This window comes from Corynebacterium sp. (assembly GCF_022712275.1).
GTDB lineage: Bacteria > Actinomycetota > Actinomycetes > Mycobacteriales > Mycobacteriaceae > Corynebacterium.
This window is the reverse complement of the sequence record NZ_JALAGU010000035.1, coordinates 1-11878: the sequence shown is the minus strand read 5'-3', so window position 1 is coordinate 11878 and position 11878 is coordinate 1. Positions and strand designations below refer to the sequence as shown.

General features: G+C 65.7%; 8 protein-coding genes and 1 pseudogene. 6 read left to right on the top strand and 3 right to left on the bottom strand.

All coding sequences use genetic code 11. The annotated features are described in order from the left end of the window. Positions 1-46: 46 nt before the first annotated feature. Positions 47-2323, top strand: a complete 2277-nt coding sequence (locus Q0A27_RS08245) for a bifunctional (p)ppGpp synthetase/guanosine-3',5'-bis(diphosphate) 3'-pyrophosphohydrolase (protein ID WP_291474581.1) — start codon at positions 47-49, stop codon at positions 2321-2323. Between the two features lie 68 nt (positions 2324-2391). On the opposite strand, the gene Q0A27_RS08240 is transcribed toward Q0A27_RS08245, so the two are convergent. Beyond that, entirely contained in the window at positions 2392-3201 is an 810-nt protein-coding gene (locus tag Q0A27_RS08240; protein ID WP_291474580.1) for a peptidylprolyl isomerase, read from the bottom strand. 111 nt (positions 3202-3312) lie between these two features. On the opposite strand from Q0A27_RS08240, the gene Q0A27_RS08235 reads away from it, so the two are divergent. The 5 genes from Q0A27_RS08235 to Q0A27_RS08215 all read left to right on the top strand — a co-directional run bounded on the left by Q0A27_RS08235 (position 3313) and on the right by Q0A27_RS08215 (position 10632). Continuing rightward, positions 3313-3966, top strand: a complete 654-nt coding sequence (locus Q0A27_RS08235; protein WP_291474579.1) for an MBL fold metallo-hydrolase — start codon at positions 3313-3315, stop codon at positions 3964-3966. 4 nt (positions 3967-3970) lie between these two features. Continuing rightward, positions 3971-5269, top strand: coding sequence for a histidine--tRNA ligase (hisS, locus tag Q0A27_RS08230; RefSeq protein WP_291474578.1), 1299 nt, complete (start codon positions 3971-3973; stop codon positions 5267-5269). A 144-nt stretch (positions 5270-5413) separates the two neighbouring features. Then, complete coding sequence (gene betT, locus Q0A27_RS08225) at positions 5414-7555, top strand: choline BCCT transporter BetT (RefSeq protein WP_291474577.1); 2142 nt, start codon at positions 5414-5416, stop codon at positions 7553-7555. Next, the gene (locus Q0A27_RS08220; RefSeq protein ID WP_291474576.1) at positions 7552-9039 is read left to right on the top strand and encodes an aldehyde dehydrogenase family protein; all 1488 of its coding nucleotides are present in this window, start codon (positions 7552-7554) and stop codon (positions 9037-9039) included. The genes betT and Q0A27_RS08220 overlap by 4 nt, the downstream gene beginning before the upstream one ends. A gap of 21 nt (positions 9040-9060) precedes the next feature. Further along, positions 9061-10632 (top strand): GMC family oxidoreductase, encoded by a 1572-nt coding sequence (locus tag Q0A27_RS08215; RefSeq protein ID WP_291474575.1) that lies wholly within the window; start codon positions 9061-9063, stop codon positions 10630-10632. Here Q0A27_RS08215 and Q0A27_RS08210 read toward each other — a convergent pair whose 3' ends face one another. Further along, entirely contained in the window at positions 10633-11604 is a 972-nt protein-coding gene (locus tag Q0A27_RS08210) for a neutral zinc metallopeptidase (RefSeq protein ID WP_291474574.1), read from the bottom strand. A 21-nt stretch (positions 11605-11625) separates the two neighbouring features. Continuing rightward, a pseudogene (locus tag Q0A27_RS08205) lies at positions 11626-11878 on the bottom strand (hypothetical protein); the annotation flags it as partial.

Genomic DNA, 11878 nt, shown 5'->3' with positions numbered 1-11878 from the left:
GGCGCACGACCGTCGGGGTGACACCCCGGGAGAGATACGGTGAGGCATGAGTAACGAGAAGAACTCGCTGTGGATGGCCGCGCGGATCGCGCGAAGCCTCACAGGAAAGAGCCGCATCAATCCGGTGCTGGGACCGCTGATCGCGGTGCACCGCCGGTACCATCCGAAGGCGGACATCGAGCTTCTCGACCGTGCCTACACCATCGCCGAGAAGCTGCACGAGGGGGTGCTGCGGAAATCGGGGGAGCCGTACATCACCCACCCGCTGGCGGTCGCGAACATCGCCGCCGAGATCGGCATGGACACCACCACCCTGGTCGCCGCGCTGCTCCATGACACGGTCGAGGACACCGACTACTCCCTCGACGACCTCACCCGCGACTTCGGCCCGGAGGTCGCCCTGCTCGTCGACGGTGTGACGAAACTGGACAAGGTCGCTCTCGGATCGGCGGCCGAGGCCGAGACGATCCGCAAGATGATCGTGGCGATGGCGCACGATCCCCGCGTACTCGTGATCAAGGTCGCCGACCGGCTGCACAACATGCGCACCATGCGCTTCCTGCCGCCGGAGAAGCAGGCGAAGAAGGCCCGGCAGACCCTGGAGGTCATCGCCCCGCTCGCACACCGCCTGGGTATGGCCACGATCAAGTGGGAACTCGAGGACCTCTCCTTCGCGATCCTCTACCCGAAGAAGTACGACGAGATCGTCCGCCTCGTCGCCGACCGGGCACCGAAGCGTGACCAGTATCTCGCCAAGGTCATCGACGAGATCGGGTCGACGATGCGGGACGCCCACATCGTCGCCGACGTCGTCGGCCGCCCGAAGCACTACTGGTCGATCTACCAGAAGATGATCGTGCGGGGACGCGACTTCGACGAGATCTTCGACCTGGTCGGTATCCGCATCCTCGTCGACGACGTCAAGGACTGCTACGCCGCCGTGGGTGCCGTGCACTCGCTCTACCAGCCGATGCCTGGCCGTTTCAAGGACTACATCTCCCAGCCGCGCTTCGGCGTCTACCGCTCCCTGCACACCACGGTGCTCGGGCCGGACGCCAAGGCCCTGGAGGTGCAGATCCGTACCCACGAGATGCACTACCAGGCGGAGTACGGCATCGCCGCACACTGGCGTTACAAGGAGACCAAGGGCTCCCACAAGGGGGACAACGCCGAGGTCGACCAGATGGCGTGGATGCGTCAGCTGCTCGACTGGCAGAAGGAGGCGGCGGACCCCAACGAGTTCCTCGACTCGCTGCGCTACGACCTGTCCACCAACCAGATCTTCGCCTTCACCCCGAAGGGGGACGCGATCACCCTGCCGGCCGGTTCCACGGCCATCGACTTCGCCTATGCGGTACACACCGAGGTCGGTCACCGCTGTATCGGCGCGAAGGTCAACGGCAAGCTGGTCGCTCTGGAGACCCCGCTGAACACCGGCGACAAGGTCGAGGTCTTCACCTCGAAGGACGCCCACGCGGGCCCGTCGAAGGACTGGGAGAAGATCGTCGTCTCCCCGCGCGCCAAGAACAAGATCCGCGCGTGGTTCAACAAGGAGCGTCGTGAGGAGTCCCTGGAGAAGGGTCGCGACGCGCTGGCCCATGAGGCGCAGCGCACCGGCATCCCGTTGCAGCGCCTGGTGACCGCCGAGGCACTGAAGACCGTGGCGACATCCCTGCACCGCGAGAACGTCGACGACCTCTACAACGCCATCGGCTCGGGTGGGGAGACCGCCGGCCATGTGATGAACCTGCTCAAGGAGATCTACCAGGGCGACGAGACCGAGGACGTCGACGACATCCCGCAGCCGCCGGTGACCCGTCAGCGGCACACGACCCCGCAGCAGGCGGTGAAGTCGGGCCGTGGTGACGGATCCGGCATCCTGGTCCAGGGCAATGCCGACTTCTCGGCGAAGCTGGCGAAGTGCTGTACCCCGGTGCCCGGCGACGAGATCTTCGGCTTCATCACCAAGGGTGGGGGAGTCTCGGTGCACCGGACCGACTGCACGAACTCGGAGAAGCTGCACGCCGAACCGGAGCGGCTCATCGAGGTGGAGTGGGCGTCCAATGTCGCCAACGCCGTGTTCATGGTGACGCTGCAGATCGAGGGCCTGGACCGTACCGGTCTGCTGTCCGAGGTGACCCGCGTGGTCAGCGAGCAGAAGGTCCCGATCACGGCGACAAGCACGCATGTCTCGGAGGACCGGGTGGCGGTGTGCCGCTTCACCTTCGAGGTCTCCGACATCAAGCAGCTGGGATACCTGATGAACCAGCTGCGCAACGTCGAGGGGGTCTTCGACGTCTACCGCGTGACGACCGGGGGATAGGTCGGACCGCACTCCCGGCACAGAAGAATCCTCACCTCATGGAGGTGAGGATTTCGTTGTGGGGAGGGTCAGTCCTCGACTGTGGCGGAGGTGATCCGGACCTCCGGGTCAGGCTGTCCGCCGTTACCGTCGGCACCCTCGGTGTCCGCGTTCTCCTCGATGATCTTGTCGAGCGTGGCCAGTCCGTCCTCGGAGATGGAACCGAAGATGGTGTAGTCGTTGGTCAGCTGCGAATCGTCGTCGACGAGGAAGAACTGCGAGCCGTTGGTGTCCGGGCCGCTGTTGGCCATGGCGAGGACGCCACGGGTGTAGAGGCCGTCACCGGCGTCCTCGTCACCGACGGGGTACTCGTCGGGGAAGGAGAAGCCGGGGCCGCCGGAACCCTGACCGGAGGGGTCGCCGCACTGGAGGATCTTCATTCCGTCGGAGACGACCACGCGGTGGCAGATGGTGTCATCGTAGAAGCCGGACTCGACCAGGTGCTGGATGGCGAATGCCGCCGTCGGGGCCTGTTCGTGGTTCAGGGTGATGCCGATGTCACCTGCCGTGGTGTGCAGGGTCACGTCGGTCGTACCTTCCTGCGGAATGTTCTCGCCGTCGGGGAGCGAGACCTCCTTGGCGGCGTCACCGGTGCCGGTGTACGGACCGGAGGTCTCCATCGGAGTCTCCTCGGCGGCCGTCGTATCCTCGGCGACGTTCTCGTCCTCACTGTTGTCGCGGGTGACGGCGAACCAGATGCCGCCGACGATGACGACGAGCACCACCACGGTGGCCAGGACGACCCCCAGGGGACGCATCTTGTCCCGGCGGGACCGGGACTTCAGTTCCTTGTCGAGGTTCTTCAGTGCCGCATCGCGGCGGGCGGAGTTGTCGGACAACGCTCCGGGCCTCTCTTTCGCTGGGATGATCGCTGAGGATCGGGACAACGGCCCATTGTTCCACACCTGACTGTGACAGGGACGGTGCAGGTGACGGTACAGTCGGGCTGCATGAATGAACTGTCGATCGTTGTGCTCCCTACCGGACCGTTGGACACGAACTGCCTGGTCATCCATGACGGTTCCCGGGCGACCGTCATAGACCCCGGAATGGGGGCCGCGCTCCTCGTCCGGGCGAAGGTGCAGGAACTCGGTCTGACGGTCGAGCAGATCGTGTTGACCCACGGCCACATCGACCATGTCCGGGACCTCCCGGAGCTGCAGCATGAGTACGGCGTCCCCACCTACATGCATCACGCGGATCTGCCGTGGTTGACCCGGGAGATGCTGGACGCCATGGGACCGCTCGGCGAGATGCACGACACCGTCCACATGGACGTCCCGGCCACGCCGGAGCACGTGGCGGAGGGGGACGAGCTGACCCTGGCAGGTGTGACGTTCACGGCCTTCCACATGCCCGGTCATTCGCCCGGCTGTGTGATGTTCCGTGGCGCCGACGGCACTGTTCTCGGCGGCGACGTGCTGTTCAACGGTGGAATCGGACGCACCGACCTGCCGCTGTCCGATCCGCATGCCATGCTGGCCAGCCTGCAGCGGATCCCGGAGAACTTCACCGGCACCGACACCGTCTACCCGGGTCACGGCCCCTCGACCACCATCGCCAGGGAGCTGCAGAGCAATGGTTTTCTGCAGGGTATACTGTGACCCCGTGAGTGACACCGAGAAGAGTGCGAAGATCCAGCCGTTTGCCGCCCCGAAGGGTGTGCCCGACTACGTGCCGCCGGCATCCGTCGACTTCCATGCGGTGCGAAGCACCTTCGAGACGGTGATCCACAACTCGGGTTACGGTCACATCGAACTGCCGGTCTTCGAGGAGACCGCCCTGTTCGCCCGCGGTGTCGGCGAGTCCACCGACGTCGTCTCCAAGGAGATGTACACCTTCGAGGACCGTGGCGGCCGCTCGGTCACCCTGCGTCCCGAGGGCACCGCCGGTGTGATGCGTGCGGTGATCGAGCACAACCTCGACCGCGGCCAGCTGCCGGTGAAGCTGACCTACTCGGGCCCGTTCTTCCGTTACGAGCGTCCGCAGGCCGGCCGGTACCGTCAGCTCCAGCAGGTCGGTGTGGAGGCCATCGGAGTCGACGATCCCGCGCTGGACGCCGAGGTCGTCGGCCTGGCGGACCGTTGCTTCCGCGCCCTGGGGCTCACCGGCTACCGCCTGGAACTGACCAGCCTCGGCGACGACAACTGCCGTCCGGCCTACCGGAAGACGCTGCAGGACTTCCTCTTCGCCCTCCCGCTCGACGAGGAGACCCGTCAGCGGGCGGAGATCAACCCGCTGCGGGTCCTCGACGACAAGCGTCCGGAGGTCCGGGAGCTCCTGGTGGACGCACCGCTGATGCCGGACCACCTCTGCAACAACTGCCGTGAGCACTTCGACACCGTCACCGGTCTTCTCGACGACATGGGTGTGGAGTACGTCCTCAACCCGCGTCTGGTCCGTGGCCTCGACTACTACACCAAGACCTGTTTCGAGTTCGTCCATGACGGTCTCGGCGCCCAGTCCGGCATCGGTGGCGGCGGACGGTACGACGGTCTCATGGCCCAGCTCGGCGGCCAGGACCTCTCCGGTATCGGCTTCGGCCTCGGCGTGGACCGCACCGTGCTCGCCCTGGCCGCCGAGGGTGTCACCCCGACCTCCGGACGCCGCGTGGACGTCTACGGCGTCCCCATGGGCGTGGCCGCCAAGAAGAAGCTCGCGGTGATCATCGACAAGCTGCGCCGGGCCGGTGTCTCCGCCGACATGTCCTACGGCGACCGCGGGCTCAAGGGCGCGATGAAGGGGGCAGACCGTGCCGGTGCCCGGTTCGCGCTGGTCCTCGGTGAGCAGGAGCTCGCCGAGGGCACCGTGGTGCTGCGCGACCTGTCCTCCCGCGACCAGCACGAGGTCGCGTTGCAGGACGTCATTGAGGCGGTGGGCAGGGCGGTCGGTACCGGGTCCCACTGACGGCACCGACGACACGCTCCGACGGCCGTGAACCGGCGCGGCGGACAGGGGAAGAAAACCCCGTCCCCGTCGCCGGTTTTTCTGTTGGGCTACGGTGGATTTCTGTATCGATCAACTGACGTCCGTCTGAGAGAGGGAATGCCTGTGAGCGAACAACAGAACACCGGGAGACCGGACACACCTGAGAAGAAACACGTCGACTCGGAAGTCAACTGGCCGGTCTTCGGTACCGCCGCCGGCATCATCGTCGCGTTCGTCCTCTGGGCCTGGCTTGCCCCGGACTCCGCCGACACGGTCATCAACAACGTCAAGGACTGGATCTCCACCAATCTCGGCTGGTTCTACGTCCTCACCGCCGGCGTGGTCGTCGTCTTCGTCCTGGTGGTCGCCTTCCGGCGCACCGGTAACACGAAGATCGGCCCGGACCATTCACAGCCGAGGTTCGGTCTGTTCACCTGGGGAGCGATGCTCTTCGCCGCCGGTATCGGGGTGGACCTCATGTTCTTCGGCATCTCCGGCCCGGCCACCAACTACCTCACCCCGCCGGAGGGGGCGGCGGTCTCCGACGAAGCGGCCCGGATGGCCCCGCTGTGGACCATGTTCCACTACGGCATTCCGGGTTGGGCGATGTACGCGCTGATGGGAATGGCCTTCGGCCTGTTCGCCTACCGTTACCACATGCCGCTGAGCATCCGTTCCGCGCTCGCCCCGGTCTTCGGACGCCGCATCAAGGGCGCCCCGGGTCACGCCGTGGAGATCGCGGCGTCCATCGGCACCGCCTTCGGTATCGCGGTGTCGTTGGGTATCGGCGTGGTCTTCATCAACTACGGCCTGTCCGAACTCTTCGGGGTCCCGACCAACACCGGCATCCAGGTCGCCCTGATCTGCCTGTCCGTGTTCATCACCATCCTGTCCACCGTCTCCGGTGTGGACAAGGGCATCCGCCGGCTCTCCGAGCTCAATGTGTGGCTCGCGGTCGTCCTCATGGTGTGGATCGTGGTCATGGGCCGGACCGGGGAGCTGCTCAACGCCCTCGTCCAGAACATCGGCGACTTCGTCGCCCGGTTCCCGTCGATGATGATGAACACCTTCGCCTACACCGACGGCGAGACGGACTACGCGTCCCAGGACTGGATGTCCGACTGGACGCTGTTCTTCTGGGCATGGTGGATTGCCTGGGCACCGTTCGTCGGACTGTTCCTCGCCCGCATCTCCCGGGGACGCACCATCCGCCAGTTCGTGCTCGGCGTCCTGGTCATCCCCTTCGCCTTCATCGCGATGTGGATCTCCATCTTCGGCAACGCCGCGCTCGGGTTCTTCCGTGACGGTGACGAGGAGTTCCTCAATACCGCCGTGGACACCCCCGAGTCCGGCTTCTTCCTGTTGCTCCAGCAGTACCCCGGCGCCACCTTCGCCGTCGCGTTGGCGGTCGTCACCGGTCTGCTGTTCTACGTCACCTCTGCGGACTCCGGTTCCCTGGTGATGGCGAACATGACCTCCAAACCCTCGGTGGAGGACTCGGACGGTCCGCCGTGGCTGCGCATCGTGTGGGCGGTGATCACCGGTGCACTGACGCTGGTGATGCTGCTGATCGGAGGTGTGTACACGCTGCAGTCGGCGACGGTGCTCATCGGACTGCCGTTCGCTTTCGTGATGTACCTGCTCATGCTGAGTGTGTGGCGCGTCCTCGAGGCGGAGAAGCACTCGCTGGACTCCCGCGAGCTCTCCCGGGTCGGGGCGCTGATGGACCGGACCGGTGGGGCCGCCCCGGCACGTCAGGCGTGGCGCCGGCGACTGCGCCGGAGGATGAGCTTCCCCTCCGCCACTGACACCGAGAGGTACCTCGAGACCGTCGCGGCCCCGGCGATCGAGGAGGTGGCCGAGGAACTCACCGGACTGGGCCTGGACGTGTCCTGCCACCGGGGGACCCACCCCGACTACCCGATCAGTTTCGTGGATCTGGTGGTCACCTTCCCCGGACAGGACGAGTTCAAGTACGAGGCCTACCCGGTGGCGTGCCAGGTGCCGAACTTCGCGGTGAACCTCAACGTGGACGAGGACACGTACTTCACCCTGGAGATATTCTCGGCCACCGGCTCCCGGGGCCACGACATCCTCGGCTACACCAAGGAGCAGGTCATCGCCGACGTGCTGGACGCCTATGACGCCCATCTCGAGTACATGTCCCTCACCGGGGACAGGGGGACACCCACCGGGGACACCCAGGTGCCCGCCCCTGACCTGTGGATCGACGACGACGAAGATACGGAAAGGAACGAAGAATGAGTGACACCGCTGCACCGCAGAGTCTCTACATCGACGGGAAGTGGGTGGCGTCCTCCGACGGAGGGACACGTACCGTGACCTGTCCCGCCGACGGGGAGGTCGTGGACGTGGTCTCCGAGGCGACGGCCGCGGACACGGAGAAGGCGATCGCCGCCGCCCGCCTCGCCTTCGATGAGGGATCCTGGTCTGCGACCCCCGCCGCCGAACGTGGCGATCTGCTGCTGAAGGTGGCCGACGCCATGGCAGAGCGCAAGGACGAGTTCGCCCGCGCCGAGGCACTCGACACCGGCAAGCGCCTGGTCGAGGCCGAGGGCGACATGGACGACATCATGAACTGCTTCCGGTTCTTCGGCAAGATCGCCGACCAGCACCCGGGTCGTCTCGTGGACGCCGGCAACCCTGCGGTGATCTCACAGGTCGTCTACGAACCGGTGGGTGTCTGCGGGATGATCACACCGTGGAACTTCCCGTTGCTGCAGGCCAGCTGGAAGATCGCCCCGGCCATCGCGGCAGGCTGCACCTTCGTCCTCAAGCCGTCGGAGCTCACCCCGCACACCGCCATCCTCATCATGGACGTCCTCGACAAGCTCGGCCTGCCGGCCGGGGTCGGCAACCTCGTCCTCGGCGCCGGTGCCGAGGCCGGTGCGCCGCTGTCCTCGCACCCGGACGTCGACATGGTGTCCTTCACCGGTGGCCTGGTGACCGGGAAGAAGATCGCCGAAGTGGCGTCCCACACGGTCAAGAAGGTCGCGCTCGAACTCGGTGGCAAGAACCCGAACATCGTGTTCGCGGACGCCGACTTCGACGCAGCCCTGGACAACGCCCTCAACGCGGGTTTCCTGGATTCCGGTCTGGTCTGCTCGGCAGGTACCCGACTGATCGTGCAGGACACGATCAGGGACCGCTTCGTCGACGAGCTCGTGCGCCGTGCCGAGGGCATCGTCCTGGGTGGTCCCTTCGATGAGAAGGCCGAGTCCGGTCCGCTGATCTCCGAGGAGCACCGCGCGAAGGTGACCGACTACGTGAAGCGTGGTGTGGAAGCAGGGGCGACACTGCGCTGCGGCGGCGACTGGGGTGGCCCGGAACTGGAGAAGGGATGCTTCTACCGACCGACAGTGCTGGACAACTGCACTCTCGATAACCCCGCGGTGATCGAGGAGGGCTTCGGCCCGGTCATCACCGTGGAGAGCTTCTCCACCGAGGCCGAGGCGGTCGCCACGGCGAACCACACCGAGTACGGCCTGGCAGGCGCGGTGTGGACCTCCGACCGGGGCGTCGCTCACCGGGTCTCACGGGCGCTGCGTCACGGCACGATCTGGATCAACGACTACCACCCGTATGTGCCACAGGCCGAGTGGGGCGGATTCAAGGCGTCCGGCAACGGCCGGGAACTTGGGCACACCGGTCTCGAAGAGTACCGGGAGGCCAAGCACATCTACGAGAACACCGAGCCCGCCGTGACCGGCTGGTTCCCGGAAAAGTAAGCGAAGAAGACAGGAGAAGACATGCGTGACAACCGCGAAAGCTACGACTACATCGTCGTCGGGGCAGGATCCTCCGGTGCCGTGGTGGCCGCCCGGCTCAGCGAGGACCCGTCCGTGACCGTGGCCCTCATCGAGGCCGGTCCCACCGACGTGGACAAGCCGGAGATCCTCAACCTCCACGAATGGCCGGGGCTGCTGGAGTCCGGGTACGACTGGGATTACCCGATCGAGGAGCAGGAGAACGGCAACTCCTTCATGCGGCACGCCCGGGCCAAGGTTCTCGGCGGCTGCTCGTCACACAACTCCTGCATCGCCTTCCACACCCCGGCTCAGGACCTCGACCACTGGGTGACCCTGGGGGCGACCGGATGGGATTCGGCGTCTGTCCTGCCGTTGATCAGGGACCGGATCGAGGACAATGACCGGGCAGGGGACAACCACGGTCACGGTGGCCCGGTGCACCTGCGGTCGGTCCCCCCGAAGGATCCGGTGGGTGCCGCGGTGCTGGAGGCGTGCGAGCAGGAGGGGCTGCCCACCACCCCCTTCAACGAGGGTGAGACTGTCAGCCACGGTGCCGACTGGTTCCAGATCAACGCCAGTGACGACAACATCCGGGCGTCCTCGTCAGTGTCCTACCTGCATCCGGTGATGGACCGGGAGAACCTGGACATCATCACCGACCGTCAGGTATCCCGCGTCATCGTCGAGGACGGCCGGGCTGTCGGCATCGAGTATCTGGCGGATATCTTCGGTCGTCTCTCCAGGATGCGGGCGGACCGTGAGGTGATCGTCTCCGCCGGAGCGATCGACAGCCCTAAGCTGCTCATGCTTTCCGGCATCGGCCCGGCCGACCACCTCACGGAGATGGGCATCGACGTGCTGGTGGACGCCCCCGGTGTTGGTTCGAACCTGCAGGACCACCCGGAGGCGGTCATCTCCTGGGAGTCGAAGGTCCCCATGCTGCGGGACGCCTCGCAGTGGTGGGAGATCGGCATCTTCGAGAAGATCGACGAAGACGGGGCGGACGGCCTCGGGCTCCCTGACCTGATGATGCATTACGGCTCCATGCCCTTCGACATGCACACGGTGCGCCAGGGGTACCCGACCGCGGACGAGGCGTTCTGTCTCACTCCCAACATCACCCACGCGAAGGCCCGTGGCACGGTGCGGCTGCGCTCCTGCGATTTCCGGGACAAGCCGAAGGTCGATCCGCGGTACTTCACCGATGAAGAGGGCTACGACATGCGCATCGCGGTCGAGGGCATCAAGTTGGCCCGCCGCATCGTCGCGCAGTCGGCGATGGCGGACTACGCCGGTCGTGAGCTCTTCCCGGGGGAGGACGTGCAATCCGACGAGGATATCGCGGACTACGTGGCCAAGACCCACAACACCGTCTACCATCCGGCCGGCTCGGTACGTATGGGTGCTGAGGATGACGTCATGTCACCGCTCGACCCCCAGCTGCGGGTCAAGGGGGTGGAGGGCCTCCGCGTGGTCGATGCGTCGGTCATGCCGCAGCTCACCGCAGTGAACCCGAACATCACCTGTATGCTGATCGGGGAGAAGGCCGCAGACCTTATCCGCGGTGAGTGACTACTGAGCGAACTCCTGGTGACAGGAGTTGACGGTGCCCTCGGAGTAGCCGGTGGTGAACCACTGCTGACGCTGCTCCGAGGAGCCGTGGGTCCAGGCGTCCGGATTGACGCTGCCACCGGACGACTGCTGGATCGCGTCATCGCCGATCGCCTGGGCAGACCGGATGGCCTGGGCGATCTGTTCGTCGCTGAGGGGGTCGATCATGGCGTTCTCGCCGTTGTCGGCATGGTGTGCCCACACTCCTGCGTAGCAGTCGGCCTGCAGCTCCATCTTCACGGCGTTGGAGTCTTCACCGGGATCGTCGTAGTTGGACAGGCCGATGGTGCCCTGCAGGTTCTGGATGTGGTGGCCGAACTCGTGGGCGACGACGTACATCTGCGCGAAGGGGCCGTCGGAGCCGCCCATGGACTTGAGCTGGGCGAAGAAGTCGTCGCCGATGTAGACGGTGCTGTCGCCGGGGCAGTAGAACGGGCCGGTCTGCGCGGTGGATGCGCGGCCGCAGCCGGTGTTCACGGTTCCGTCGCCGATCTGGACGCCGGGTTCGCTGTAGCTGATCCCGGTCTCGTCAGGGAGGATCTGCGACCACACGGCATCGAGCGAGATGGCGGTACCCTCGATGCGGCAGTCGTCGTAGTTGTTGGCGTCTTCCCAGGTGTTGCAGTGCTCCAGGGAACCACCGGCGGAGACATTGTTCCCACCGGTCATGTTGTTCGTCGACGAACCGCCGCTGAACATGCTTGTTCCACCGCTGGCGAAGAAGGCGATCACGGCGACGACGAGAATACCGGGGATACCGAAGCGACGTCCCACCTTGCTCATCAACAGCATTCCGATGATGCCGCCGAACCCGCCGCCACGACCTCCGTTGCCGCCGCCACCACCGAATCCGAAGCCACCGCCGGACCCACCGGAGCTGCCGCCCGAGGAGGCCCGGCCTCCCATACCGTTCAGGTTCGAGTTAAACGTCATGGTGGAAGTGTAACTGCTGGTTCAGAAGGGGATGGGTTCCTCAACGACCATTGCGGAGGCTCCGACGGTCTGGAAGGTGAGGCGGGTGATGTAGTTCCAGTGGTCGCGGGTCTTCTGGTGTTCTTTCCTGGTCCTGGTTTTGTGGGCGAGGCGTCGGTCGAAGGTGAGGTTGGCGTGGGCCAGTGGTCCGGTGGGGACGGTGGTGACGGTGTGGTTGTCGTCGATGCTGGAGACGATGGTGGTGCCGTCGGTCAGGCGGGTGTAGTCGGTCAGT

Coding starts and splice junctions, on each gene's coding strand:
- Q0A27_RS08245 (WP_291474581.1), top strand. CDS start 47: ATGAGTAACGAGAAGAACTCGCTGTGGATGGCCGCGCGGATCGCGCGA.
- Q0A27_RS08235 (WP_291474579.1), top strand. CDS start 3,313: ATGAATGAACTGTCGATCGTTGTGCTCCCTACCGGACCGTTGGACACG.
- Q0A27_RS08220 (WP_291474576.1), top strand. CDS start 7,552: ATGAGTGACACCGCTGCACCGCAGAGTCTCTACATCGACGGGAAGTGG.
- Q0A27_RS08215 (WP_291474575.1), top strand. CDS start 9,061: ATGCGTGACAACCGCGAAAGCTACGACTACATCGTCGTCGGGGCAGGA.
- Q0A27_RS08210 (WP_291474574.1), bottom strand. CDS start 11,604: ATGACGTTTAACTCGAACCTGAACGGTATGGGAGGCCGGGCCTCCTCG.